Annotated in this window: 28 protein-coding genes; 13 read left to right on the top strand and 15 right to left on the bottom strand. The window is 69.2% G+C overall.

Going from position 1 to position 25,483, the window contains the following annotated elements; genetic code table 11:
- Positions 1-8: 8 nt before the first annotated feature.
- Complete coding sequence (locus tag AC07RV_RS01430) at positions 9-1,082, bottom strand: BMP family ABC transporter substrate-binding protein (protein ID WP_296783389.1); 1,074 nt, start codon at positions 1,080-1,082, stop codon at positions 9-11.
- 92 nt (positions 1,083-1,174) lie between these two features.
- Between AC07RV_RS01430 and AC07RV_RS01425 the strand changes: the two genes are divergently transcribed.
- Entirely contained in the window at positions 1,175-1,858 is a 684-nt protein-coding gene (locus AC07RV_RS01425; protein WP_093345670.1) for a GntR family transcriptional regulator, read from the top strand.
- Between the two features lie 24 nt (positions 1,859-1,882).
- Here AC07RV_RS01425 and AC07RV_RS01420 read toward each other — a convergent pair whose 3' ends face one another.
- Both AC07RV_RS01420 and AC07RV_RS01415 read right to left on the bottom strand, forming a co-directional pair.
- Positions 1,883-2,092, bottom strand: a complete 210-nt coding sequence (locus AC07RV_RS01420) for a hypothetical protein (protein ID WP_296783395.1) — start codon at positions 2,090-2,092, stop codon at positions 1,883-1,885.
- Between the two features lie 517 nt (positions 2,093-2,609).
- On the bottom strand, positions 2,610-3,305 hold the full coding sequence (locus AC07RV_RS01415) for a GntR family transcriptional regulator (protein ID WP_296783397.1): 696 nt from the start codon (positions 3,303-3,305) through the stop codon (positions 2,610-2,612).
- Positions 3,306-3,447: 142 nt separating this feature from the next.
- Here AC07RV_RS01415 and AC07RV_RS01410 point away from each other — a divergent pair, with 142 nt between their 5' ends.
- The 10 genes from AC07RV_RS01410 to AC07RV_RS01365 all read left to right on the top strand — a co-directional run bounded on the left by AC07RV_RS01410 (position 3,448) and on the right by AC07RV_RS01365 (position 13,390).
- Positions 3,448-4,749 carry an ABC transporter substrate-binding protein gene (locus tag AC07RV_RS01410; protein ID WP_296783399.1) on the top strand — a complete coding sequence of 434 codons (1,302 nt, stop codon included), beginning with the start codon at positions 3,448-3,450 and terminating at the stop codon, positions 4,747-4,749.
- A 30-nt stretch (positions 4,750-4,779) separates the two neighbouring features.
- Positions 4,780-5,634: a carbohydrate ABC transporter permease gene (locus AC07RV_RS01405; protein WP_093345663.1), complete on the top strand. Its 855-nt coding sequence runs from the start codon at positions 4,780-4,782 to the stop codon at positions 5,632-5,634.
- Complete coding sequence (locus AC07RV_RS01400; protein WP_296783404.1) at positions 5,634-6,482, top strand: carbohydrate ABC transporter permease; 849 nt, start codon at positions 5,634-5,636, stop codon at positions 6,480-6,482. Before AC07RV_RS01405 ends, AC07RV_RS01400 begins: the two co-directional genes overlap by 1 nt.
- 5 nt (positions 6,483-6,487) lie before the next feature.
- Entirely contained in the window at positions 6,488-7,456 is a 969-nt protein-coding gene (locus AC07RV_RS01395; RefSeq protein WP_296783407.1) for an aldo/keto reductase, read from the top strand.
- A gap of 36 nt (positions 7,457-7,492) precedes the next feature.
- Positions 7,493-8,227, top strand: a complete 735-nt coding sequence (locus AC07RV_RS01390; protein WP_093345656.1) for a ribonuclease activity regulator RraA — start codon at positions 7,493-7,495, stop codon at positions 8,225-8,227.
- A 7-nt stretch (positions 8,228-8,234) separates the two neighbouring features.
- A complete protein-coding gene (locus AC07RV_RS01385) occupies positions 8,235-9,326 on the top strand; it encodes an ABC transporter ATP-binding protein (protein ID WP_296783412.1) in 1,092 nt (363 codons plus the stop codon).
- 172 nt (positions 9,327-9,498) lie between these two features.
- Complete coding sequence (locus AC07RV_RS01380) at positions 9,499-9,855, top strand: hypothetical protein (RefSeq protein WP_296783416.1); 357 nt, start codon at positions 9,499-9,501, stop codon at positions 9,853-9,855.
- Positions 9,856-10,169: 314 nt separating this feature from the next.
- On the top strand, positions 10,170-11,600 hold the full coding sequence (locus AC07RV_RS01375; RefSeq protein WP_296783419.1) for an aminotransferase: 1,431 nt from the start codon (positions 10,170-10,172) through the stop codon (positions 11,598-11,600).
- Positions 11,597-12,685 (top strand): ABC transporter ATP-binding protein, encoded by a 1,089-nt coding sequence (locus AC07RV_RS01370; protein ID WP_296783422.1) that lies wholly within the window; start codon positions 11,597-11,599, stop codon positions 12,683-12,685. Before AC07RV_RS01375 ends, AC07RV_RS01370 begins: the two co-directional genes overlap by 4 nt.
- 9 nt (positions 12,686-12,694) lie before the next feature.
- Positions 12,695-13,390, top strand: a complete 696-nt coding sequence (locus tag AC07RV_RS01365; protein WP_057590058.1) for a GntR family transcriptional regulator — start codon at positions 12,695-12,697, stop codon at positions 13,388-13,390.
- 13 nt (positions 13,391-13,403) lie between these two features.
- On the opposite strand, the gene AC07RV_RS01360 is transcribed toward AC07RV_RS01365, so the two are convergent.
- Genes AC07RV_RS01360 through AC07RV_RS01325 form a run of 8 tightly spaced genes read right to left on the bottom strand, consistent with a single transcriptional unit; the run spans position 13,404 to position 21,519 of the window.
- Positions 13,404-14,456 (bottom strand): histone deacetylase family protein, encoded by a 1,053-nt coding sequence (locus tag AC07RV_RS01360; RefSeq protein WP_296783425.1) that lies wholly within the window; start codon positions 14,454-14,456, stop codon positions 13,404-13,406.
- A gap of 11 nt (positions 14,457-14,467) precedes the next feature.
- Positions 14,468-15,511 (bottom strand): ABC transporter substrate-binding protein, encoded by a 1,044-nt coding sequence (locus AC07RV_RS01355; protein ID WP_296783428.1) that lies wholly within the window; start codon positions 15,509-15,511, stop codon positions 14,468-14,470.
- Positions 15,512-15,555: 44 nt separating this feature from the next.
- Complete coding sequence (locus AC07RV_RS01350; RefSeq protein ID WP_296783433.1) at positions 15,556-16,593, bottom strand: histone deacetylase family protein; 1,038 nt, start codon at positions 16,591-16,593, stop codon at positions 15,556-15,558.
- 29 nt (positions 16,594-16,622) lie between these two features.
- Positions 16,623-17,375 (bottom strand): SDR family NAD(P)-dependent oxidoreductase, encoded by a 753-nt coding sequence (locus tag AC07RV_RS01345; RefSeq protein WP_296783436.1) that lies wholly within the window; start codon positions 17,373-17,375, stop codon positions 16,623-16,625.
- On the bottom strand, positions 17,372-18,307 hold the full coding sequence (locus AC07RV_RS01340) for an aminotransferase class IV (RefSeq protein WP_296783439.1): 936 nt from the start codon (positions 18,305-18,307) through the stop codon (positions 17,372-17,374). The genes AC07RV_RS01345 and AC07RV_RS01340 overlap by 4 nt, the downstream gene beginning before the upstream one ends.
- The gene (locus tag AC07RV_RS01335; RefSeq protein WP_296783442.1) at positions 18,304-19,134 is read right to left on the bottom strand and encodes an ABC transporter permease; all 831 of its coding nucleotides are present in this window, start codon (positions 19,132-19,134) and stop codon (positions 18,304-18,306) included. Before AC07RV_RS01335 ends, AC07RV_RS01340 begins: the two co-directional genes overlap by 4 nt.
- 19 nt (positions 19,135-19,153) lie before the next feature.
- Positions 19,154-20,437, bottom strand: a complete 1,284-nt coding sequence (locus AC07RV_RS01330; RefSeq protein ID WP_296783445.1) for an ABC transporter permease — start codon at positions 20,435-20,437, stop codon at positions 19,154-19,156.
- An 11-nt stretch (positions 20,438-20,448) separates the two neighbouring features.
- Positions 20,449-21,519, bottom strand: coding sequence for an ABC transporter substrate-binding protein (locus tag AC07RV_RS01325; protein ID WP_296783448.1), 1,071 nt, complete (start codon positions 21,517-21,519; stop codon positions 20,449-20,451).
- A gap of 233 nt (positions 21,520-21,752) precedes the next feature.
- Here AC07RV_RS01325 and AC07RV_RS01320 point away from each other — a divergent pair, with 233 nt between their 5' ends.
- Together AC07RV_RS01320 and AC07RV_RS01315 are read left to right on the top strand one after the other, a co-directional pair.
- Entirely contained in the window at positions 21,753-22,628 is an 876-nt protein-coding gene (locus tag AC07RV_RS01320; RefSeq protein ID WP_296783451.1) for a transketolase, read from the top strand.
- 16 nt (positions 22,629-22,644) lie between these two features.
- Positions 22,645-23,655 (top strand): transketolase family protein, encoded by a 1,011-nt coding sequence (locus AC07RV_RS01315; protein ID WP_296783454.1) that lies wholly within the window; start codon positions 22,645-22,647, stop codon positions 23,653-23,655.
- Position 23,656: 1 nt separating this feature from the next.
- Here AC07RV_RS01315 and AC07RV_RS01310 read toward each other — a convergent pair whose 3' ends face one another.
- The 4 genes from AC07RV_RS01310 to AC07RV_RS01295 form a co-directional block, all read right to left on the bottom strand.
- Complete coding sequence (locus tag AC07RV_RS01310) at positions 23,657-24,328, bottom strand: ATPase (protein WP_296783457.1); 672 nt, start codon at positions 24,326-24,328, stop codon at positions 23,657-23,659.
- On the bottom strand, positions 24,328-24,675 hold the full coding sequence (locus tag AC07RV_RS01305) for a type II toxin-antitoxin system prevent-host-death family antitoxin (protein ID WP_296783460.1): 348 nt from the start codon (positions 24,673-24,675) through the stop codon (positions 24,328-24,330). Before AC07RV_RS01305 ends, AC07RV_RS01310 begins: the two co-directional genes overlap by 1 nt.
- Before the next feature lie 90 nt (positions 24,676-24,765).
- Positions 24,766-25,011, bottom strand: coding sequence for a hypothetical protein (locus tag AC07RV_RS01300; protein WP_208508349.1), 246 nt, complete (start codon positions 25,009-25,011; stop codon positions 24,766-24,768).
- 6 nt (positions 25,012-25,017) lie between these two features.
- Entirely contained in the window at positions 25,018-25,353 is a 336-nt protein-coding gene (locus AC07RV_RS01295; RefSeq protein WP_093345613.1) for a hypothetical protein, read from the bottom strand.
- Positions 25,354-25,483 lie beyond the last annotated feature (130 nt).

Raw genomic sequence — 25,483 nt, 5'->3', positions numbered from 1 at the left:
GCCGGACCTCAGCGCGGGATCGCGCCCTGGATGCCTTCGGCGAACCAGTTCATGCCAGCGACCTCGGCATCGGACAGCGCGGCGCCTGGGGCCGCGCGCTGCTTGCCCGTGTTGTCCTTGAGCGGGCCGGCGAAGACCTTGAGCTTGCCGGCCACGATGTCGGCGCGCGCCTGCTTCGCCATCTGGACCACGTCGGCCGGCACGCCGCGATTCCAGTCCGCGAGGCTCACGCCGCCGTTGGCCAGGGTCGCGGCATAGGCCGTGCCCTTGAACTTGCCGTCGAGCGTGTCCTGCACGGCCTGGCGCAGGTAGGGCGTCCAGTCGTGCGTGAGCGAGGTCAGCAGCTTCTGTGGCGCGGACTCGCGATGGTCGGAGAACATGCCGATCGACCAGACGCCCTTGGCCTCGGCCGCCTGCAGCACGGCCGGGTTGTCCTGGAAGCCGGAGCCGATCACGTCGGCGCCCTGCTGCATCAGGGTGTTGGCGGCATCGCGCTCGCTGCCGGGGTTGAACCACTCGTTGACCCACACCACCGAGACCTTGGCGGCGGGATTGCTCTTCTGCGCGCCGAGCGCGAAGGCATTAATGGTCGAGACCACGTCGGGGATCGGCAATGCGCCGACGTAGCCGAGCTTGTTCGACTTCGTGACCTTGCCCGCCACCAGGCCGGCCACATAGGCGGCCTCGTACCAGCGCGCGTTGTAGGTGCCGAAGTTGGCGGCCTGCCTGAAGCCACTGGCGTGGACGAAGTTGACCTTGGGGTTCTCGGCAGCCGCCTTCAGGCCGTCGTTCATGTAGCCGAAGCTGCCGAGCACCATCAGCCCCGCCCCGTTGCCGACCAGTTCGCGGATCACGCGCGCGCCGTCGGGGCCGGCCTTCACGTCCTGCACCACCTGGGTCTTGATGCGGTTGCCGAATTCCTTCTCGAGCTGCTTGCGCGCGCTTTCGTGCACGGCCACCCAGCCGACGTCGGACACGGGGCTTTGATAGACGAAGCCGATCTGCAGCGGCTCGGCCGCGAACGTGGGTGCGGCGCAGAAGAAGGCGGCAAGGGCCGCGGCAGCCAGTTGAAAGGGGGTCATGGGGTGTTGTCCTCGAGGGTGGGAGTTTTGTCGGATTCCGTTTCAGTACTCTATATCGGTATACCGATTCAGTCTAATTACAATCCCGGACCATGTCTACCAAGAACGAAGAAATCAGCGACAGCATCCGGGAAGCGGTCGCTGCCCACCGCCTGCTGCCGGGCACGCAGCTGCGCGAAGTGAGCCTGGGCAAGCTCTACGGCGTGAGCCGCACGGTGGTGCGGCAGGCGCTCCAGAGCCTGGCGCGCGAGGGGCTGGTGGACCTCACGCCGGGCAAGATCGCCTCGGTGGCCAAGCCCACGCCGAAGGAAGCGCGCGACACCTTCGACCTGCGCTGGGCGATCGAGCGCCACTCACTGGAGAAGCTGTCGCAGGCCCATAGCAAGAAGGACCTGGCGGCGCTGCGCGCGCACGTCAAGCAGGAGCGCGCGGCGCGCGTGGGCAACGACATGGAAGAGGTGCGCCGGCTCGGCGCGGGATTCCACGTGCTGCTCGCGCGGCTCGCGGGCAACGACCTGCTCGCGCAGACGCTCGATCAGCTGGTCGGGCGGATCGCGCTGATCCTGCTGCTCTACCAGCACGAATACGACAAGCACACCGAGTGCCTGCAGGACGAGCATGCGCAACTGATCGCCCTGATCGAAAGCGGATCGACCGAGGAAGCGCTGGCGCTGCTGCGCAGCCATCTCCACACGGTGGAAGTCAGCCTGGGGGCGGATGCGCCCGATGACGAGGAAGCGGATCCGCATCTGAGCCGGGCCCTGCGCCGGCGCTGAGTTCAGCGCCGGGCCGGGATCGGCTCAGGCGCCGGCCTTGGGCGCGCCGGGCCGCAGCACGCGTGCGACCGACGATCGGATCGCCCGATGCCAGGGCGCGCGGCTTGTGGCGGCCTCTTGCTTGGGAGGGACGTTCCCGCGCTGGCTCGGCGGTGCCGGCGCGGTGTCCGCCCCCGGATCCGGAAAAAACTGTGCGAGCCATTCGCACTCGGCACGTGCCATGAACTTGTCCATGCCTGATCCTCGGCTGTAACACTATTGAAATCATTTTAATAAGAATGATTCTTATTGGCGCGGTTTCACACAAGCTTTACGTGGACTCGAGGGCCGGATCGGGCGGCACAAAGAAAAGCGCCCGGCACGAGGCCGGGCGCGAAGCCTAAGTTGCTGTCACACACTAGGCGCCCAGCCGAGGGAGGAACGGCCGGACACAAGGATGTTCGAGCCTGAAACAGTCATCTCACGTCAGACGACACCGACATTTCTATGGGAGGGCGGGCTTTTCGGCATCCCATATGAATAATTCTGAGCAATTCTTCACGATTTTTGCAATGGCCTACACGCGCTGCCTCCCAAAGGCTGACGCGTCTCTTACGGCTTCGCATCGAACATGGCGTCGCTGTCACGCACCAGGGTGCCAAGAAGAGCAAGAAGAACCTCCCTCTGGGCCCGCAAGGGATGCACCCGCTTCGGCGGGTGTTTTTTTGGGCGCTTCATTTGCGCGCTTTATTCGTGCGCTTTCTTCGGGGATTCAGTCCTCGAAGTAGTCCGGATACCGCGCCGAAATGCCCTCGATGAAACCCTCGATCAGGCGGATGTGCGCCTGCAGCTCCTTCACCAGCACCTCGGTATCGGCCGCCACCAGCGCCGCGGCGATGCGCTCGTGCTGCTCGGCGGCCTTGATGTTGCTCTGCAGTTCGGGGATCGCCATGCGGCGCACGCGCTCCATGTGAGCGCGCGCCTGGCGCACCGGCTCCCAGGCGCGCGGATGGCCCGACAGGTCGATCAGCCCGCGGTGCAGGTCCTCGTCCTTGTTCAGGCCCTCCTCGATGTCGCCGCGGTCGACCGCCGCGCGCTGGCGCAGCATCAGCCGGTGCAGCGCCTCGCGCTCCTCGAGCGGCGCCTTCACGGCCAGGCGCGCGGCCGCGCATTCGATCGACTCGCGGATGAACAGCGCGTCCATCAGCTCGCGCCGGCTCATCTTCGAGACCACGGTGCCCACCTGCGGCACCACCTTGAGGAAACCCTCGGCGGCCAGCCGGCGGAACGATTCGCGCACCGGCGTGCGGCTCACCTCGAGCTGGTTCGCCATCTCGATCTCCGAGATCGCGCGGCCCGGCGCCAGCGTGGCATTGACGATGGCGGTGCGCAGCAGTTCGTAGACCTGCTGGCTGGTGCTTTCGCGCGGCGGCATCTTCAGCGCGGGCTTCAGCAAAGGCGCATTCATCTTGTTCGGAAAGTGGGATCGCGGCCGATTATGGGCCGGCCGATCGCGAAAGAACTTGATCCGGCTCAACTGGTATACTAGTATCCCAGAACGCCGCACAGAAGGCGTCATGAGCGACAACCTCGGAAACCGGAGACAAGAAATGAAGCTATCCCTGCGGGCCGCGCATCTGCTGCGGGCCATGGTGGCGGGTGCGGGCATGGCCGCGGCCATGTCGGCGCATGCCGATGTCACGATCACCTATTCGGACTGGCAGCTCGCGCAGGACGTCTGGGGCAAGTCGCTCAACGGCGTGATCGACGCCTTCGAGAAGGCCAACCCCGGCATCAAGGTCAAGCGCGAGCCGGTGCCGCTGGCGCAGCGCGACGTGAAGTACAGCACCGCGATCCGCGCGGGCGAAGGTCCCGACGTGTTCGCGCTCGACGCCAACCCGGTGCGCCAGTACATCGCCGAGGGCTGGGTGCGCGACCTCACGCCCTACATCCAGAAGGAAGGCGGCAACTTCCTGGCCGACTTCTATCCGAACTCGCTGCTGCCGGTCACCGTCACCGGCAAGACCTACGGCATCCCGATGAACACCGTCGCGATGACCCTGGTCTACAACAAGAAGCTGTTCGCCGAGGCCGGCGTGGCCGGGCCGCCCAAGACCTGGGACGAGTTCCGCGCCGCCGCGAAGAAGCTCACGCGCTCGTCCACCGGCGGCTCGGCGATCGACCGCTGGGGCTTCTCGGTGGTGCTCGCGCCGGCCGGCTTCGACCTGCGCGTGTCGTCGATCCTGCGCGGCTTCGGCGCCGACTTCATCACGCCCGACGGCCAGCGCTCGGCGCTCGACACGCCCGAGGCCAAGGCGGCCTTCAACTTCATCGTCGACCTGATCCTGGTCGACAAGTCGGTGCCGCCGGGCGCCGCGCAGGTCGACGCCAACGGCTCGCGCCGGCTGCTGGCCAACCGCACCGTGGCGATGAAGATCGGCACCACCTGGAGCTACCCCGAGGTCAGTGCGATGAACCCGCAGCTCGACGGCTGGAACGTGCTGGCGATGGCGCCGATGCCGCAGCCGGCCGGCAACAGCAAGCAGGTGCGCACCACGCTGTTCCAGAAGTCGATCTTCGTCGGCAAGAACAGCAAGCATCCCGACGAAGCCTGGAAGCTCGCGAAGTACCTGACCGACAGCGCGAGCATGAAGAAATGGTTCGACGACAACAACATGCTGTCGTCGCGCAAGAGCGTGAACGAGGGCTACGACAAGATCGCCAACAGCGAATCGGCGCGCATCGTCGCGGCCGAGATCGCGCACGGCGCCTTCCTGCCGCAGACGCCGAAGTGGCCGCAGGCGCTGGAGATCTTCCGCCAGAACCTGCAGGCCGCGGTGGCGGGCTCGAAGCCGCGCGAGCAGGCGCTGGCCGACGCCCACCAGCAGATCGAAGCGCTGCTCAAGCAGTAAGCCCCCGGCGTTCGAGCGAAGGAACCGACGATGTCCGACGAGTCCCGCGGCGCGGGCTATGCCTTTGTCATGCCCGCCGTGGTGCTGATGGTGGTGATCCTGGGGTTCCCGGCCATCGCCTCGGTGTTCCAGAGCTTCGGCGCCGGCGGCAGCGCGCCGATGGGCCTGGGCGCCTACCGGCGGCTGCTGGGCGATGCCGAGTTCGCGCGCACCCTGTTCAACACCGCGCTGTTCGTCGGCACCGTCGTGAGCCTGCACCTCGTGCTCGGGCTGGGCGTGGCGATGCTGCTCAACCTCGACATGAAGGCGCGCTGGCTGTTCCGCGTGATCGCGATCCTGCCGTGGACCATGCCCGACGTGATCGGCGGGCTGATCTTCCGCTTCATCTTCGACACGCTCACCGGCGGCATCAACGCCGTGATGCAGCGGCTCGACCTGCCCGGCCCGATCGACTGGCTCGGCGATCCCTCGCTGTCGCTGCTGTCGGTGATCATGGCCGAGACCTGGCGCGGCTATCCCTACGTGATGCTGATCCTGCTGGCCGGCCTGCAGGCGATACCGCGCGACCAGTACGAGGCGGCCGAGATCGACGGCGCCGGCGCCTGGAAGAAGTTCCGCCACATCACGCTGCCCAACCTGCGCACCATGATCCTGCTGGCCGTCGTGCTCGACGCGATCTGGGAATGCCGGCTGTTCGGCATGGTCTACGGCATGACCGGCGGCGGCCCCGGCTACGCCACGCAGAACCTCTCGCTGCAGGTCTACAAGAACTACTTCCAGTTCTTCGACACCGCCTATGCCTCGTCGATCGCGGTCGTGCTCGCGGCGATCCTGATGGTGCTCGCGGTGCCCTACGTGCGGCTCACGCTCAAGGAGGATAAGTGATGCGCACCCACGACGAGAGCGGCGGCGGCTTCGCGCGCTGGCTCGGCCTCTACGCGGCGCTGGCCGCGATGGCGCTCTACAACCTGCTGCCCTTCTTCTGGATGGTGTCGTCCTCGTTCAAGACCGACATCGAGGTCACGAGCTTTCCCGCCACCATCCTGCCGCAGTCCTTCACGGTCGACGCCTATGCGCGCATCTGGGGGCAGGAAGGGCTGGTGCGCTACTTCCTCAACAGCCTGCAGGTGTCGGGCGCCACCGCCCTGCTCTCGGCCACCATCGGCGTGTTCTGCGCCTACGGCTTCTCGCGCTTCCGCTTCCGCGGGCGCGACACCATGATGGTGATGTTCCTCGCGAGCCAGGTGATCCCGGGCGTGCTGCTGGTGGGGCCCTACTTCAAGATGATGTCCTTCGCGGGGCTCTACAACACCCACCTCGGGCTGATCCTCGCGCAGACCACGCTGACGCTGCCGTTCTCGGTCTGGATGCTCAAGGGCTACATCGACAGCGTGCCGCTGGAGATCGACCAGGCCGCCGAGATCGACGGCGCCTCGCGCCTGCAATGCCTGTGGCACTGCATCCTGCCGAACATCCTGCCCGGGCTGGTGGCGACCATGGTGTTCGCCTTCCTGCTCGCCTGGGGCGACCTGCTGTGGGCGCTGTGCCTGATCAGCGAGCCGAGCAAGCAGACGATGACGCTGGGCATCACCAACCTGGTGGGCCAGTTCCGCGTGCTGTGGTCCGACATCATGGCCGCCACCGTCATCGGCTGCGCCATTCCCGCCGGGGCCTACGTGTTCCTGCAGCGCTACCTGGTCAAGAGTTCGGCCGGCTCGGCCGTGAAGGGATGAAGCCGATGGACCACTTCACGCTGGGCGCCAGCGGCATGCGGCTCTCGCGCATCGTGCTCGGCGGGCATGAGTACCTGCCCGACGGCCGCTCGCGCGCCTTCAACGAGGACCTGCGCCTCGCGGTCACGCCCGGCCACCTGTTCCCGGACTTCGGCGGGCCGCTGCGCCGCTCGGTGCTCGAGCGCGCCTACGCGCTGGGCATCGACAGCTTCGACGTGACCATGGATTCGGAGAAGGAAGCGCTGGGCCGCAACCTGCGCGAGCTGCCGCCGCCCGGAGCGGCCGTGGTGCAGACCCGGCCCGAAGGCATGGTCTACGGCTACGACCCCGGCAACCGCCGGATGGTCGCACCGGGCCAGTTGCGCGAAGAGGTGCTGCGCATCCTCGCGCTGATGGGCCGCGAGCGCATCGACATCCTCAATCTCGGCATCCTGAAGGACGCCATCGAACAGGACCACGCCTTTCCCGGCAAGCTCGCGCAAGCGGTGCGCGCGCTCCAGCGCGAAGGGCTGATCCGTTGCGCCGCGGCCGACAGCTTCTCGGGCGCGGCCACCTACCTCGCGCTGCTCGAGACCGGCGCCTTCGCCTCGCTGAACCTCAACTTCAACCTGGCCGACGACGGTGCCCTCGAGCGCCTGATTCCCGCCGCGCGGGCCATGGGCGTGCGCGTGGTGGTGCGCGAGGTCTTCATGAAGGGCGAGCTGTTCCGCATCGCCGCGGCCGCCGGCATCGACGACCGCGCCGCGGTGGCACGCGCCGCCATGCGCTGGACGCTCGCGCAGCCCGGCGTCGACGGCCTGATCGTCGGCGCGGGCACGCCCGAGCAGCTGTCGGCCGGCGTCGAGGCCGCCGCGCGGCCCGAGCTGTCCGACGCCGACCAGGCGCTGCTGCGCACCCTGCTCGCGCACCCGCAACTGCAGCAGGCGCGCGAGCGCAACCGCCTCGCCTTCGCGCAGCCGATCGGCAACGCCTGATCCACCGCACAGATCCACTTTTCCAGGCCTTCATCCATGACCACCTCCACGACCCCGACCCTCAGCCCCGAGCGCGCGGCGCAACTGCGCGGCATCAGCATCGCCACCCTGTCGACCGCGCTGTTCAAGCGCGGCCTGCGCAATGCCGTGGTGCAGGGCGCGCTGCCGCTCAACCGGCGCGCCGCGCGCATGGTGGGCCTGGCGACCACGCTGCGCTACATCCCGGCGCGCGAGGACCTCGACCACCTGGGCGTGTTCGCCGACCGCGAGAACGCCCAGCGCAAGGTGGTCGAGACCATCCCGCCGGGCCACGTGCTGATGATCGACAGCCGCGGCGATGCCAGCGCGGCATCGGCCGGCGCCATCCTGATCACGCGCATGCTGCGGCGCGGCGCCGCGGGCGCGGTCACCGACGGCGGCTTTCGCGACACGCCCGAGCTGCGCGAGCTCGACTTCCCGGTGTACTGCCGCCAGCCGGCCGCGCCGACCAACCTCACCAAGCACCATGCGATGGACATCGACGTGCCCATCGGCTGCGGCGGCGTGCCGGTCTACCCGGGCGACGTCATCGTGGGCGACGCCGAGGGCGTGATCGTGATCCCGCCGCACTTGGTCGACGAGGTGGCCGAGGAGGCCGCGCAGATGACCGAGTTCGAGGACTACGTCACGCGCCAGGTCGACCAGGGCGCGTCCACCTTCGGCCTCTACCCGCCCTCGGACGAGAGCCGCCGCGCCTACGAGGCATGGCGCGCCGCGCAAGCGAAGGCCTGAGCGCGCCATGGCAGCGATCCAGATCGACAAGGTCAGCAAGTCCTTCGGGGACACGGCCGTCATCAAGGAGGTCAGCATCCCGATGGCCGACGGCGAGTTCGTGGTGCTGGTCGGGCCTTCGGGCTGCGGCAAGTCGACCCTGCTGCGCATGATCTCGGGGCTCGAGCGCGTGAGCGCGGGCGAGATCCGGATCGGCGAGCGGCTGGTGAACCACCTGCCGGCCAAGGAGCGCGACATCGCGATGGTGTTCCAGAACTACGCGCTCTACCCCCACATGACGGTGGCCGACAACATGGCCTTCGCGATGAAGATGCGCAACGAGCCCAAGGCCGAGATCGAGCGCCGGCTGGCCAACGCGGCCGCGATCCTCGGGCTCGAGCCGCTGATGCAGCGCTTTCCGAAGCAGCTCTCGGGCGGCCAGCGCCAGCGCGTGGCCATGGGCCGCGCCATCGTGCGCGATCCGCAGGTGTTCCTGTTCGACGAGCCGCTGTCGAACCTCGACGCCAAGCTGCGCGTGCAGATGCGCGCCGAGATCAAGGCGCTGCACCGCCGGCTCGGCACCACCATGGTCTACGTCACGCACGACCAGATCGAGGCCATGACCATGGCCGACCGCATCGTGGTGATGCGCGACGGCGTGGTCGAGCAGATGGGCGAGGCGCTCGAGCTCTACGACCGGCCGCGCAACGTCTTCGTGGCGGGCTTCATCGGCTCGCCGGCCATGAACTTCGTGCCGGGCCGGGTCGAGTCGCCCGACGGCGGCGCGCCGGTGCTGCGCACCCCGGAAGGTCTGGTGCTGGCGCTGCCCGAGGCGGCACGGCGCTGGGCCGGCCAGGACTGCACCTACGGCGTGCGGCCCGAGGACATCGCGCTGGGCGGCGGCGGCGCGGGCGAAGCTTCGGCCGTGGTGCGGTCGATCGAGCCGACCGGGCCCGAGACCCACGTGGTGCTCGGCATCGGCGAGACGCTGCGGCTGAACTGCGTGCTGCGCGAGCGCACCCAGGCCCGGGTCGACGACCGGGTCGGCTTCCTGCCCGACGTGCGCAAGGTCCATTTGTTCGACACGCGAACGGGACTGAGACTGCCTGTAGACGCCTGAACCCGGGCATCAGACTGCCCTTCGGGGCTGCCGGCGTTACGGGCGTTACGCTCCCTCGGGAACAAACGAAACGTGACACGGAACAAAAATGTGTCAAAAAGTGAGGAAAACTGCACAGCCTTGAAGGCAGGTTTCGCCGGCGGCCCTTGTGCCTCCGCCGGGCCTGCCTAGCATGCAGTTAATGATTTTTAACAATTTCATCGCCGAGATCTTTCCGGGTGTGGAGACCGCCCAGATCCGCGTCCATTGGCGCTGGGATGTGCGCCACCACGAGGACGACGAGCACCACGATGGCGGCATGTGGGTGCCGGCCACGGCCGCCGCCCGCCGCGAGGCCCGCATCGTGTGCGAGGTGCAGAACGCGGTCTATGGCGCAGGCTCCCACTGGATCGAGGAGCGCGACCGCCCGACCTTCGCGCTGCCGCGGCCCCACCTGCGCCGCGCCTTCTCCGCGCGCGAGCTGATGATGTCCAAGTGCTCCCCATTTTCCGTGGGCAACTTTGTGGATAACTCAGGTACTGCGTTGTAAAAGCGATCTAAGCTGTTGTTTTCAAAGGGGAAACAACAGTCTGCTTAAAGTTTGTGCGGTGCACAGCTTTGTCCGGCAGCTTCCTGGCGCCATCTTTTCCCTGACCAACGCCCCCCACCGCTGAGGGCGCGAGCGCCAAGCCCCTTCATCCTTTGGTATTCCCTCCGCCCGGTCGCCTTCGGCCCCGGGCGCGCCGCGCATGGGCCTTCGCATGCCCGCAACACCCCGTCGACCAGCGTTTTCGCGCCGCCAGCCACCGGCTTGCACCGTTTCGATTCGTCATATAGGATATATCCTGCATCCAAACCCAGACCATGACCGACATCGAAACCCTCTCCCCCGACACGGCGCGCCACAGCGTCGTCGGCAAGGCCGACACGGCACACCACCTGCATTCCCAGACCAACCTCCAGACCCACCGCAGCCGCGGCCCGCTCGTGATGGTGCGCGGCGAAGGCGCCTACGTGTTCGACGAGCACGGCCAGCGCTACCTCGAGGGCATGGCCGGCCTGTGGTGCGCCTCGCTGGGTTTCTCCGAGTCGCGACTGGTGGACGCCGCGCTGCGCCAGATGCGCCGGCTGCCCTACTACCACACCTTCAACCACCGCTCGACCGACGTCGCCTCGCTGCTCGCGGCCAAGGTCGCGGCGCTGGCGCCGATGCGCGATGCGCGCGTGTTCTTCGCCACCTCGGGGTCGGAGGCCAACGACAGCATGGTCAAGCTGGCCTGGAACTTCCACATCGCGCGCGGCGAGCCGGCGCGGCGCAAGATCCTCGCGCGCCAGCGCGGCTTCCACGGCTCGACGGTGATGGGCGCGAGCCTCTCGGGCCTGCCGAACATGCATGCCGCCTTCGGCCTGCCGATCCCCGGCATCGTGCGGCTCGAATGCCCCTCGGCCTACCGCCACGCCCTGCCCGGCGAGAGCGACGCGGCCTTCGTCGACCGGCTGGTGGCCGACCTGGAGCACACCATCGAGCGCGAGGGCGCCGGCACCATCGCGGCCTTCATCGCCGAGCCGATCATCGGCGCCGGCGGCGTGCTGGTGCCGCCCGAGGGCTACTTCCCGCGCGTGCAGGCGGTGCTGCGGCGCCACGGCATCCTGATGCTGTCCGACGAGATCATCTGCGGCTTCGGCCGCACCGGCGAATGGTTCGGCGCGCAGTCCTTCGGCTTCGAGCCCGACATGATGGCCTGCGCCAAGGGGCTGTCGGCCGGCTACGCGCCGATCTCCTGCGTGGTGGTGGCGCCGCGGGTCTACGAGGTCATCGAGGCCGAGAGCGGCCGCACCGGCGGCTTCGGCCACGGCTTCACCTACTCCGGCCATCCGCTGGGCGCGGCCGTGGCGCTCGAGGCGCTGTCGATCTACGAGCAGATGGACCTGCCGGCCCATGCCCGTCGCCTCGGCGAGCGGCTGCACGCGAGCCTGGCGCCGCTGGCCGCGCATCCGCTGGTCGGCGAGATCCGCGGCAGGGGCTTCATCGCGGGCATCGAGCTGGTGCGCAACCGCGACACGCGCGAAGCCTTCGATCCGACGCAGGGCGTGGGCGCCCAGGTCGAGCAGGCCACGCGCGAGCGCGGGCTGATCGTGCGCAACATGGGCGACGTGATCGCGCTGAGCCCGCCCTACGTGCTCGACGAGGCCCAGGTCGAATGGATGGCGCGCACCCTCGGCGCCGCGCTCGACGAGGTGGCCGCGCGCGATCCCTGGAAGGCACCCGCCGCAGCGCGAAAGGAAGCAGCGTGAACACCACGGCCGAACGACCGCTGATCGAGCTGATCGGTGTCCAGAAGAGCTACGACGGCGAGCACCTCGTCATCCCCGACCTGAACCTGGAGATCCGCCGCGGCGAATTCCTCACCCTGCTGGGCGCCTCGGGCTCGGGCAAGACCACCACGTTGATGATGCTGGCCGGTTTCGAGAACCCGACGCGCGGGCGCATCCTCATGGACGGCCGGCCGATCCAGGACGTGCCGCCGCACAAGCGCGGCATCGGCATGGTGTTCCAGAACTACGCCCTGTTCCCCCACATGAGCGTGGCGCAGAACCTGGCCTATCCGCTGAGGATGCGCGGCATCTCGGGGCAGGCGCTGCGCGACAAGGTCGACCGCGCGATGCAGCTGGTGCGGCTCGCGGGCATGGCCGAGCGCAAGCCGGGCCAGCTCTCGGGCGGCCAGCAGCAGCGCGTGGCGCTGGCGCGCGCGCTGGTGTTCGATCCCGAACTGGTGCTGATGGACGAGCCGCTCGGCGCGCTCGACAAGAACCTGCGCGAGCACATGCAGTACGAGATCAAGCAGATCCACCGCGAGCTGGGCGTGACGGTGGTCTACGTCACGCACGACCAGGGCGAGGCCCTGACCATGTCCGACCGGGTCGCGGTCTTCCACGACGGCCGCATCGAGCAGCTGGCGCCGCCGCGCACCATCTACGACGCGCCCGCCACCGACTACATCGCCACCTTCATCGGCGAGAACAACCGGCTCGACGGCACCATCGAGGCCGCGGGCGTGCTGCAGCTGCGCGACGACCTGCGGATCCCGCTGCCCGAGGCCGGCCAGGGGCAGGCATCGCATCCGGCGGGCGCGGGCTGTGCGCTGGTGCGGCCCGAGTGCGTGCGGCTGGCCGACGGCCAGGGCGTGCAGGTCAGCGCCGAGGTGGTCGACCTGGTCTACCTGGGCGACCACACGCGGCTGATCGCACGGCTGCGCAACGGCGACCAGATCGTGGCCAAGCTCGGCCACGGCACACTGCCCAGCGATACCGTGGTGGGCGCGGACGTCGCTCTGGGATGGCAATCCCGCGATATGCTCGTTTTCGCGCGACCCGCCTGAAAAGAACCCGTGAAACCCAAGATCAAACCCATCGACAAGACCAACCTCGCCGCGCGCGTGTACTCGGAGATGCGCGAATCGCTGATCGCCGGGCGCTTCATGCCCAGCGACCGGATCCGCATCAGCGAGGCGGCGCAGATGTTCGGCACCAGCGACACGCCGGTGCGCGAGGCGCTGCTGCGGCTGGTCAGCGAGCATGCGCTCGAGATGGAGACGGCCAAGCAGATCATCGTGCCGCCGCTGAGCCTGGAGCGCTACATCGAGATCCGCACGGTGCGCGTGGCGCTCGAGAGCGCGGCGGTCGAGCAGGCCGCGCTCAAGGTCAGCGACAAGGACGTGGCGGAGCTGGTGCGGATCAACAAGAAATTTGCGCAGGCCGAGGCAGCGCACCATCCCGAGAACCAGCTGCGCTACAACCGCGAGTTCCATTTCGGCGTCTACGAGCACTGCGGCCTGCCGCGGCTGCTGTCGATGATCGAGAACATGTGGGCCTCGATGGGCCCGATCCTGCGCGCCTTCTACGAGAAGTCCGACGGTTCGTACGACCAGGGCTACGGCCAGCACGATGCGCTGCTCGACGCGCTCGCGCGCCGCGACCCGGCCGCCGCCGTGACGGCCATCCGGGCCGACCTGATGTCGGCCGGGCCGAGCATCGAGCGCTTCCTCAAGGAATACGAGCAGAGCCTCGAGGCCGCCGAGGCCTGATCGGCCCGCGCGCTCAGCGCCAGGCGCCGAGGAACGCCACCAGCGACGCGCCGACCACCGCGGGGTTGTACCCGCCTTCCTGCACCAGCACCGTCGGCAGCCCCAGCGATGCCACCTGCCGGCCCATGCCGGCGAAGCCCGTTTCGGTGAGCCGCAGTCCCGCGGCCGGGTCCGCCACGTGGGCATCGAGGCCCAGCGACACCACCAGCGCCTGGGGCGCGAAGCGGTCGATGCGTTCGAGCGCAGCCGATAGCTGCAGCAGGTAGTCGGCGTCGCCCGTGCCCGCGGGCAGCGGCAGGTTCAGCGTGAAGCCCTCGCCCTCCCCTTCGCCGCGCTCGTCGGCATGGCCCGCGAAGAACGGGTGGTAGTCGACAGGATCGCGATGCAGCGAGACGAAGAGCACGTCGGCGCGGCGCCAGAAGATGTCCTGCGTGCCGTTGCCGTGGTGCACGTCGAGGTCGAGCACCGCGACACGCGCGAAGCGCTGGCGCAGATGCTCGGCGGCGATCGCGGCATTGTTGAGGTAGGTGCCGCCACCGGCCATGTCGGCATAGGCATGGTGGCCGGGCGGCCGGCACAGCGCATAGGCGCAGCGCGCGCCACGCAGCACGCGCTCGGCGGCCTCGACGGCCAGGTCCGCGGCGGCGCGCGCGGCCTCCCAGGTCGTGGGCCCGATCGGGGCCAGCTGGTCGTGGAAGTGGAAGGACGCACGGCCCTCGACCGAGCGCGGATAGCCGCCGCCGTGGCGCCGCATCGCGAACACGTTGGCATGCACCTCGGCCGAAGCACCCCGAACATTTGGCAGCGCCGACCACTCGGCATGCGCGGTGGCGAGAAAGTCGAGATAGCGCGCATCGTGCACGCGCGCCAGCGGCGCCAGGCCGTGCGAGACCGAGCCGTCCTGCACCGTGAAGCCCGCCTCGCCGAGCGCGGCGCGCATCGCGTCGACACGCTCGGGCACGTCGCGAGACGTGCGCCATCCGCCGCGCGCGCCCAGCAGTCCAGGGCGGTGCAGCGCATGAAGCGGCGTGTGCAGGATCTGCAACCCGCTGGCGTCAGCCGCCATCGCCGTGCCGCTCAGTTCGACACCCACTTCGCGAAGCGCTGCTGCAACTCGTCGAGATGGTCGGCCCAGAAGGCGGTGTTCTGCAGCAGCGGCTGGTCGATGTTCTGCGGCGCGTTGGGCAGCTTGTCGAGCACGGCCTTCGAGAGCAGGGCCTGCGCCTTCGGATTGGCCGGCCCGTAGGGAATGGTCTCGGCGAACAGCTTCTGCTGCGCCGGCGCGCTCATGTAGTCGATCAGCGCGAGCGCCTTGGCCTTGTTCGGGCTGCCCTTCACCACCACCCAATCGGTCGGCCCGTAGACCTGGTTCTTCCACACCATGGCCAGCGAACGGCCTTCCTTGTTCGCGGCATCGATGCGGCCGTTGTAGGCCGAGGCCATCACCACCGCGCCCGAGGCCAGCCATTCGATCGGCTGGGCGCCGGCCTCCCACCACTGCACGTCCTTCTTGATCTGGTCGAGCTTGGCGAAGGCGCGGTCCTGGCCGGCCTTGGTCGCCAGCAGCTTGTAGACCTCGGCGGCCGGCACGCCGTCGGCCATCAGCGCGATCTCGAGCGTCTGCTTGGCCTGCTTGCGCAGCGCGCGCTTGCCGGGCCAGCGCCTGGTGTCCCAGAAATCGGCCCACGATTTCGGACCGTCGGGCAGGCGCTTGCTGTCGTAGCTGAGCACCTTGGCCCACAGCATGGCCGGCACGCCGCAGGGGTTCATCAGCTCCCTGGGCAGGTCGCGCGTGGCGGGCGCCGCGCTGGCCCAGTCGATCTTCTCGAGCAGGCCCGAGTCGCAGCCGACCACCACGTCCTCCTCGTCCATCTGCACCAGGTCCCAGATCACGTTACCCGACTCGACCATGGCCTTGACCTTGGTGAGGCCGACCACGTTGCTGTCCTCCACCAGCTTCTCGGACTTCGCGGCGGCATAGGGTTGCCAGTAGGCCTTGCGGAAGGACTCCTGCAGCGCGCCGCCGACGCTCACGACGGTGAGGTCGCGCGCCTGGGTCCACGGGGCGGCGAAGGCGAGGCCGGCCAGGACGAGGCCGCGCAGGGAAAGCGAAAGGTTCATGGGAACTCCGGGAGAAAGGAACGGGGAGGAAGAAAGGAACAGGCTCAGGCGCGCAGGCCGCCCGTGAAGCCGTCGAGGAAGTGCACGAGGTTGGCGCCGATGTGGTCGCAGTCGTAGCCGCCCTCCTGCACCATCACGCTCGGCATGCCGAGCCGGCCCAGGCGCTGGCCGATGCGGCGGAAACCCTCGGTCGTGACCTTGAGGCCCTTGAACGGGTCGTGCTCGTGCGCGTCGAGGCCCAGCGAGATCACCAGCGCGTCGGGGCTGTAGGCCGCGAGGCGGCGGCAGGCGTGCTCGAGCGCGGCCAGGTAGGCGTCGTCGCCGGTCTCGGCCGGCAGCGGCAGGTTCAGGTTGTAGCCCAGGCCCGCGCCGGCGCCGCGCTCCTGCGCGTAGCCGCAGAAGTAAGGGTGGTAGTTCGTCGGGTCGCGGTGCAGCGAGACGAAGTAGACGTCGGAGCGCTCGTAGAAGATGCCCTGCGTGCCGTTGCCGTGGTGCACGTCGATGTCGATCACGGCCACGCGGCGGCCCTGGCGGCGCAGCAGCTGCGCGGCGATCGCGGCGTTGTTGAGGTAGCAGACGCCACCGCCGCGCTCGCGGTAGGCGTGGTGGCCCGGCGGCCGACAGATCGCGTAGGCCGCCTTGGCGCCCTGCAGCACGCGCTGCGCGGCATCGGCCGCGAGATTGGCCGAGGCGAAGGCCGCGGCCGCCGTGCCCGGGCCGATCGGCGAGGCCAGGTCCTGCATGTGGTAGCCGGCCTGGCCGACCACGCGCTCGGGGTAGCCGTGCTGCAGGCCCGGCACCGCGAACACGTTGGGCACGATCTCGGGCGCTGCGCCCGGAATCTCGGACCAGCGGCGATGGCCGTCCTGCAGGAAGCACAGGTAGTCGGGCGTGTGCACGTCGGCGACCGGGCCCAGGCCATGCTCGGCGGCGGCCACGAGTTCGCAGCCGGCCTGCACGGCCGCGTCGCGCAACTGCTCCGCGCGGTCGATGCGCTCCTGCGCGGGCGTGAAACGGCCGGTGACGAAGAAGAACGAGGGCTCGTGCTCGCGGTGAATGGGGGTGTAGAGGACGGGAAGCATGGGTGTCTCGCTATCGAAGGAAGGAGCGTTCAGGCGCGCGGCGCGCCGGGCAGCGGCGGCGTGCGGTAGCCGGCGGTTTCGCCGCCGTCGACCGTGAGCACCGCGCCGTTGATGAAGCTGGCCTGCGCCGAGAGCAGCCAGCAGACCGTGGCGGCCACTTCGCCGGCCTCGCCGAGCCGGCCGGCGGGAATGCGCCGCGTGAGCGCGGCCAGGCGGTCGGCGTCGGCGATCACGCGCGCCATCATCCGCGTGGCGATCTGGCCCGGGCACACCGCGTTGAAGCGCACGCGCTCGCCGAACTCCAGCGCCAGCGCCTGCGTGAGCGCGATCACGCCGCCCTTCGAGGCGCAGTAGGCCGCGAGCCCCTCCTCGCCGACCTTGCCGGCGATCGAGGCCACGTTGACGACGGCGCCGCGCTGCGACTTCTGCAGGGCCGGCAGCGCCTTCTGGCTGAACAGGAACACCGAGCGCAGGTTGACCGCCATCAGCCGGTCCCAGTCGTCGACGCCCAGTTCGAGAAAGGCGCTGCGCGAACCGGCGCCCGCGTTGTTGACCAGCCCGTCGATCACGCCGCCGCCCAGCGCCTCGGCGCGCGCGACGACCTCGGCCACGGCCGCGGGGTCGGACGCGTCGGCGGCCGCGAAGTGGGCGCCGGTGTGCTGCGCCAGCGCCTCGCCGGCGGCGGTGTCGCGGCCGGTGAACAGCACCTGTTCGCCGTTGCCCGCCAGTTGCGCGACGATGGCCGCGCCGATGCCGTGGGTCCCTCCGGTGACGACGATCATGCGAGCTCCTTGCCGCCGCGCGCGGCGGCCATGTTCTCGTAGGGCACGGGGGTGTTGCGCGGGTCGTCCGCCGCGCGCTGCCAGTACATGCGCTGCAGCTGCTGCGTCAGCGGACCGACCTCGCCGTGGCCCACGCTGGCCTCGTCGAGCCGGGTCACGGGCATCACGCCGCCGGCGGTGCTGGTGATGAAGATCTCGTCGGCCTCGCGCAGCCGCTGCACCGGGATGTCGGCCAGTTCGCAGCCGATGCCGAGCTGGCGCGCGAGCTCGATCACGGTGCGCCGGGTCATGCCTTCGAACACGTTGCGCCGTGGCGTGAACAGCGCGCCATCCTTCGCGCCGAAGATGTTGAAGCCCGCGCCCTCGGTCACGTTGCCTTGCGCATCGGGCAGCGCCGCGACCAGAGCGCCGCGGTCGTAGGCCTCGAAGATGCCCATGGTCAGGTCGAGCCAGTGGAAGTTCTTCACGCGCGTGTCGATCGCCGCGCTCGCGATGCGCTGCACCTGGCTGATCACCATCGCGAGCCCCGTGCGTTGTTGCGCCGGCGTGCCGATCCAGACGAAGGGCTGCGAGAAGGCATAGAAGCGGTTCTGGCATTCGCGCGGATCGCGCGAGCCCGGCGGCGGCACGCCGCGCGTGCAGGTCATCTGCACGTAGGCGTCGCGCAGGCCGCTGAGCGCCACGCATTGCTCGAGGATGTGGCGCATCTCCTTCTTCGAGAGCGGCAGGCTCATGCGCAGCTCGCCCATCGACCACAGGAAGCGGTCGATGTGGTCGTCGAGCCGGAAGAAGCGGCCCTGCCAGACGTGGGCCACGTCGTAGGTGGCGTCGGAGCGCACGAAGCCGCGGTCGACGAGGGGGATGCGGGCGTCGCGCAGCGCGACGTACTGGCCGTCGACGTGGGCGACGCCGGCGGAGAAGTCTGGGTTCATGTGGAGCTTCCGGAGTCCTGGGGGCGTTGAACGGGAGCCGCGCGCTGGCTCAGCCAGGCCGACAGCGTGAGCGCCACCGCCGCGACGACCATCAGGAAGGTCGACATGGCGATGATCGAGGGGTCGATGGTGTCGCGGATGCCGTCGAACATCTGGCGCGGCAGCGTGCGCTGGCCGGGACCGCCGATGAAGATGGCGACCACGACCTCGTCGAACGAGGTGATGAACGCGAACAGCGCGCCCGAGACGATGCCCGACATGACGATAGGCACCACCACGGTGAAGAAGGCGCGCACGGGCGAGGCGCCCAGGCTGTAGGCCGCGCGCAGCAGGCCCATGTCGAACTGCTGCAGCGTGGCCGTGACCGTGATGACGACGAAGGGCGTCGACAGCACCGCGTGCGCGATCACCAGTCCCGGCAGCGAGGCCGTGAGCCCGATGCGCGAGAACAGGAAGTACATGCCCAGGCCGGTGATCACGGGCGGCACGATCATCGGCGCCATCAGGAAGCCCAGCAGCGTGCGCCGCGCCGGCAGGTTGCGCCGCGCGAAAGCGAAGGCCGCGAGCGTGCCGAGCACGGTGGCGATCAGGGTCGAGCACACGCCGACCACGAGGCTGTTGCGCAGCGAATCGAGCCAGGGGCCGGGCGAGAACACGCGCTGGTACCACTGGGTCGAGAAGCCGGGCAGCGGGTAGGACAGGAAGGAGCCGGCGCTCAGCGAGATCGGTGTCATCGCGAGCAGCGGCAGCAGCAGGAAGCACACCATCAGCGCGCCGTACAGGTAGTGCACGGCGCCGGCGGCGCGGGCGAATTGGCGGTGGGTCATGCGAAGGGGTTCCCGTCTTTCACTTGATGCCCGCGAGCTGCTTCACGCCGAGCGTGGAAGCCGCCACCAGGTACACCGCCATCACGCAGGCCAGCAGCATCAGGCCGAGCGCCGAGGCCATGCCCCAGTTGACGGTGTTGTTGGCGTAGAAGGCGACGAAGTAGCCGAGCATCTGCTCGCGCGCGCTGCCGACCAGCGAGGGCGTGATGTAGTAGCCCGCGGCCACGATGAAGGTCAGCAGGCCGCCGGCCGCCACGCCCGGCAGGCTCAGCGGCAGGTAGACGTGCAGGAAGCCGCGCACCGGGTGCGCGCCGAGCGAGGACGAGGCGCGCATCAGGTGCGGCGGAATACTCTTGAGGCTGTTGTAGATCGGCAGCACGGCGAAGGGCAGCAGGATGTGCACCATCACGATGTAGAGGCCGGTGGCATTGAAGATCAGCGCCAGCGGCTGGTTCACGACGCCGATGGCCTGCAGCAGCGCATTGACCAGCCCGTTCTCCTGCAGCACCACGATCCAGGCCGTGGTGCGCGCGAGCAGCGAGGTCCAGAAGGGCAGCAGCACCGCCAGCATGATCGCGAAGGCGATCGGCTTCGGCGCCTTCACCAGCAGTGCCGCGAGCGGATAGCCGAGCAGCAGGCAGGCCAGCGTGACCGCGCCCGCGATCGACAGGGTGCGCCAGAGGATGTCGAGGTAGATGCGCTGGTCGGGCTCGGCGCGCACGATGCGGCCCTCGTCGTTTTCCGCCATGTCGAGTGCGGCCAGCAGGTAGCGTCCGGTGTAGGGCGTGGCGGCGCGGCGCAGCGCGCTCCAGTAGGCGGCCTCGCCCCAGCGCGGATCGACCTCGAGCAGCCAGGCCCTGGCATCGGTTGCGGCGGGCGCGTCGGTGCCGGCGCGGCGCGCGGTCTTCATCACCAGCGTGCGGTAGCCGCTGATCTCGTAGTTCATGCGGCGACCCAGCTCGCCGATGGCGCGCGTGCCCTGGGCCTGCGCCATGTCGGCGGCCAGCGCGGCGAAGGCGGGGTCGCCGGGCAGCGAGCCGGCCACGGACTGCCAGTCGGCCAGGACCTGCGCGGTGCGCGGCAGCGCCTCGCGCACCTCGGGGTTGTCGACGGCGCGGTGGATCATCATCGCCAGCGGCAGCAGGAAGAAGACGGCGCCGTAGAGCAGCAGCGGCGCGACCAGCAGCAGCGACACCAGCCGCTGGCGCCGGCCCGCGCGATGGGTCGAGCGCCTGAGGGCCGCGCCGGCACCTGCCGACACAGCGGGAACGGCGAGCGAGACGGCGGAGGAACCGGGGGACATCGTCGCGGGCCTCAACGTTGCGACACCCAGCGCGTGAAGCGCTGCAGCAGCTCTTCCTCGTGGTCGACCCAGAAGGCGGTGTCGAGCAGCAGCGCGTTGCGCAGGTTCTGCGGCGAGGTCGGCAGCAGCGGGCGCAGCGCCTCGGGCATCGCGGCGGCGGCGCGGGTGTTGGTCACGCCATAGGGAATGGCCTGCGCGAAGGCGACCTGGCGCTGCGCGTCGAACATCGAGTCGAGCAGCGCGTGGGCCTGCTGGCGGTGCGGGCTGCCCTTGACGATGGTCCAGTAGTCCATGCTGTAGAGCTGGCCGTCCCAGCTGAAGCGGAACTGCTTGCCCTGCTGGTTGGCCGAGGCGATGCGTCCGCTGTAGGCGGCGGTGGCGGCCAGCGTGCCGCTCTCGAGCCATTCGAGCGGCTGCGCGCCCGACTCCCACCAGACGATGGAAGGCCGCAGCTGGTCGAGCTTGGCGAAGGCACGGTCCTGCCCGGCCTTGGTGGCGAGCACCTTGTAGACATCGGCGGCGGGCACGCCGTCCGCGAGCAGCGCGATCTCGAGCGTCATGCGCGGCTGCTTGCGCAGGCCGCGCTTGCCGGGCCAGCGCCGGGTGTCCCAGAACTCGGCCCAGGTGCGCGGCCCGTTGTCGCCGAACTTGCGGCCGTCGTAGGCCAGCACCTTCGACCAGACGAAGGCGCCCACGCCGCATTTGGCGAAGGCCGCGGGGTTGATGTCCTGCGCCTTCGCGAACTGCTTGCGGTCGATCGGCTCGAGCAGGCCCTGCTCGCAGGCCGAGGCCATCTCGTTCTCGTCCATCTGCACCAGGTCCCAGGTCACGTTGCCGGTCTCGACCATGGCCTTCTGCCGCGCGTAGCCGCCGGGGTAGCTGTCCTCGACCAGCGCGATGCCGCCCTGCTTCCTGAACGGCTCGAAGTAGGCGCTGCGAAACGCTTCCTGCAAGGCACCGCCGAAGCCGACGACCGTGAGATCGGCCGCCATCGACGAGGTGGCGGCGGCGGCCAGCGCGAGCAGCGCGGCGAGTTTGGAAATGCCTGCGCGACAGCGGGAACGCGCGGATACGACTGTCATGGACGACCTTCTGGACAGTGGGGAGGAAATCGGACTTTGCAGGTCCCGATCGGTGATGTAGGATATATCCTATATGTTGATTTCGAGCGAGACAAGTCTTTTTTCGCTCGATCCGTTGATGGAAAACCCGATGGAGGACGCAGGCCCGGCACCACGCTCCCGAACCCTTTAGCCCGCCCGCGGCGCATGCCCATGCGCGCGGGCTTCTTTCACCCTCTAGCCACGCAACCGATATGCCATTTCCGTCCGAATCACCGCCCGCCCCGTCCGCCCTGTCCGCGGAAGAGCTCCACCGCCTGCGCGAGAAGGCCCGCTTCATCCGCCTCGAAACGATCCGGCTGATCGAGATCGCCAAGGTCGGCCACTACAGCTCGGTGTTCTCCGCCGCCGAGCTGTTCGCCTCGCTCTACTACGACGTGATGGCCATCCGCGCCAACGAGCCCCGCTGGCCCGATCGCGACCGCTTCCTCATGGGCAAGGGCCATGCGGCCGTGGGCCTGTTCCCGATCCTCGCGGAGTACGGCTACATCGACCGCGCCACGCTCGACGGCTACACCCGCCTGGGCAATCCGCTGGGCGACCACCCCGACATGCGCAAGGTGCCGGGCATCGACTTCAGTTCGGGCTCGATCGGCCATGCGCTGTCGGCCGGTGCCGGCATGGCCTTCGGCGGGCGCATCGCGAAGCGCGGCTTCGACACCTTCGTGATGCTCGGCGATGGCGAGATGCAGGAGGGCCAGGTCTGGGAGGCGGCGATGTTCGCGGCCCACTACCGGCTCTCGAAGCTCATCGCCATCGTCGATCGCAATGGCTTCCAGCTCGACGGCCGCGTCGACGACGTGATCGGCATCGAGGGCCTGGCCGACAAATGGCACGCCTTCGGCTGGGAGACGCACGAGGTCGACGGCCACGACCTCTCGGCCCTCACGCAACTGCTGCGCCGCCTCAAGCAGGACGCGCGGCGCGAGCGGCCGGCCTGCGTGATCGCCCACACGGTGAAGGGCAAGGGCGTGTCGTACATGGAGACCGAGCCCGGCTGGCACCTGGGCTACCTGTCGCCCGACGACGCCGCGCGCGCGATCGAAGAAATCATGCAAACCGAAATCTGACCACGAGGCCCACCCGATGTCCCAACCCCTCTCCCCCGAAAGCTGGCAGTACCGCTCGCTCAACGCCACCACGCCCGGATTGAGCATGCTGTCGGACGCCCTGATCGAACTCGCCGAGGCCGGCCATCCGGTCGTGGCCGGCTCGGCCGACCTGCAGTATTCGAACGGCCTCAACAAGTTCGCGGCCGCCTTTCCCGAGCGCTACATCCAGTTCGGCATCTCGGAACAGAACATGGTGTCGGCCGCGGCCGGCCTCGCGACCACGGGCCAGATGCCCTTCGTGGCGACCTTCGCCTCCTTCCTCGGCCTGCTGTGCTGCGAGCAGATCCGCATGGACGTGGCCTACAGCGCGCTGCCGGTGCGGCTGATCGGCCACCACACGGGCATCTCGCTCGGCTTCTACGGTACCTCGCACCATGCGACCGAGGACATCGGCACCATGCGCTCGATCGCCGGGCTCACGATCATCTCGCCCGCGGATGGCCACCAGCTGAAGGCCGCGATCAAGGCCTCGGTCGACTGGCCCGAGCCGATCTATTTCCGGATCGGGCGCGGCCGCGATCCGGAGATCTACGCGGGCGGCATCGACTTCCGCATCGGCAAGGCGATCGCGCACGGCCAGGGGACCGACCTCACGATCATTGCTTGCGGCATGCCGGTCTACTCCGCGCTCGAGGCGGCCAAGGCGCTGCGCGCCGAGGGGCTGTCGGTCGGCGTGCTCGACATGGCCACGGTGAAGCCGCTGGACCGCGAGGCGGTGCTCGAGGCCGCCGGCCGATCGAAGCTGCTGATGACGGTGGAGGAGCACAACGTGCTCGGCGGCCTCGGCGCCGCGGTGGCGGAGGTGCTGTCGGATGTCGGCGGGTCGGTGCGGCTCGTGCGCCACGGCATCCACGACGAGTACAGCCTGATCGCGCCGCCCACGCACCTGTACCGCCACTACATGCTGGATGCCGAGGGCGTGGCCCATGTCGCGCGGCGCGCGATCGCGGGCGAGACGGTTCGGCCCGGCGCGGTGCCTGCCTGAATCAGGCCGTGCTGTCCGGCGATCGAGCCTGCTCGATCGCCGCCTGCACGATGGCTCGTGCCCACGCGGGCGTGGCGGCCAGCGCCGCGGCGTCCTCGGGCGCCGGGTGCGTGACCCGGCCACCGACGACTTCGAGCACCAGCAGGGGATCGTCGATCTCCTCGCCCGGCGCGGCCTCGGCGCTGTTGTCGAACACCTGCAGCCGCGCGAGATGCGGCAGCAGCCGGATCAGGTTGGCGCGCGAGGCCGTCCAGCGCTCGCGGATCCTCGCTTCGGGGATGTCGTGGCCGCCGCGCAGCACGCGGGCGCGCACGCGGTGCAGATGCTGCTCGGGCGAGGCCAGGCCGCAGAAGATCATCGAGACGTCATGGCTGCCCGCGGCGTGGGCCAGCAGGTCGGGGATGGTGCGGGCACCGAGCGTGGTCTCGAAGGCGAAGTTGCGGCCGCTCTCGACGGCGGCCGCTAGCCGCGCACGGCCATGCTCCCAGGCGCGGCCGTTCGCATCGGCGATGTCGATGCCGAGCGCGGCCACCAGCTCGCGCGCGAAACGGTCGGGGTTGTACCAGTCGAGGCCGTGCTCGGCCAGCATCGCGCCGCCGACCGAGCTCTTGCCGGCGCCATTGACGCCGGCCAGCACGAAGATGAACGGCCGCCGTGCCGCGGCGGCGCCCATCAGAAGCTTTCGCCGGCCCGCGGACGCCGGCGCTGCTTGCCGCGCGCCTCGAACAGGCCGTCGAGCTTGCCAGCGCTGTCCTCCTGCTGCAGCACCGCGAGCCGCGCATCGAAGCGCGCGCCGAGCTCCTCGAGCACGTTGGCCTCGCGCGAGCGCAGGGCCTGCAGGTCGGTGGTCAGTTGTTCGTAGGTGGCCGCGTCGAGCAGCACCATCTCGACATTGGCGTGGTTGGTGATCGCCACGCTGCCCGACTGGCGCACCTGGCGCACGACCTCGCCCCAGCGGTTCTTGACCTGCGAGGCGTTCTGACGCGGCAGTTGATCGAGCGGGGGCCAGATGGCAGCCATGGACTTCTCCGAAGGAGGAATCTGGCCATTCTAGCCCTATTGGCTATTTTTGACCGACGGGGCTGTTTTCCGCTCCGTATCGGCTGCCGATCAGTTCTGCGACGACGCCTCCTTGGTCTTGCCGAGACCGCGCAGGTTCATGGCGGCCAGGCATACCTGGAGCGCGATCAGCGCCCAGGCGCTCGAATACACGCCCCAGATGCCCCACAGCACATTGCTCGCGAGAAATACCCAGAACCCCGTGTTGCGCCTGCCCTTCGCGTTCGATGCCACCAGCCAGGCGGCGCCGACCGAGGCGACGAAGGCGGGCCATTGCAGCCAGGAGATCCAGTCCATGGGGGCTCAGTTCGCGGAAGGCGGCGGCTGGCCCGTGGCCGCCGAGCGGCTCTCGATCCACGCCAGGCACTGCTCGCGCAACAGGTCGATCGATGCCAGCGCATTGCGTTGCGGCTCGAAGATCGGCAGCTCGCAATGCCGTTCGCCCTGGCGATGGATCTGCGCGGTGCCCGAGAAGGTGGCGCGCGCGGGCACCGGCGCAAGGCTGTAGTGGAATTCCCATCCCTGGTGCTGCTCGGAATGCGAGAGCGTGTCGCGGCCGATGCCGCTCGATGCGGGCGTCTTCGGCTGCTTCCGGAGAAAGAAGGGATGGAGGGACGGTGGCAGAGGCATCGAGGACATGTCGCGTGACGCAGAAGCAGGCGTGGCTGGAATCGGGTCCCGGTGTCACCCGGGTCTGCCGACGAGCGTAGTCAGCGGCCTTCGCCGCGCCTGTCGGAAGAGATGCCGACACGCGCAAGACGGCTGCTCG

This window comes from Variovorax sp. GW821-FHT09B01, assembly GCF_059418345.1.
The sequence above is the reverse complement of the archived record's forward strand: the minus strand, read 5'-3'. Positions and strand labels throughout refer to the sequence as shown.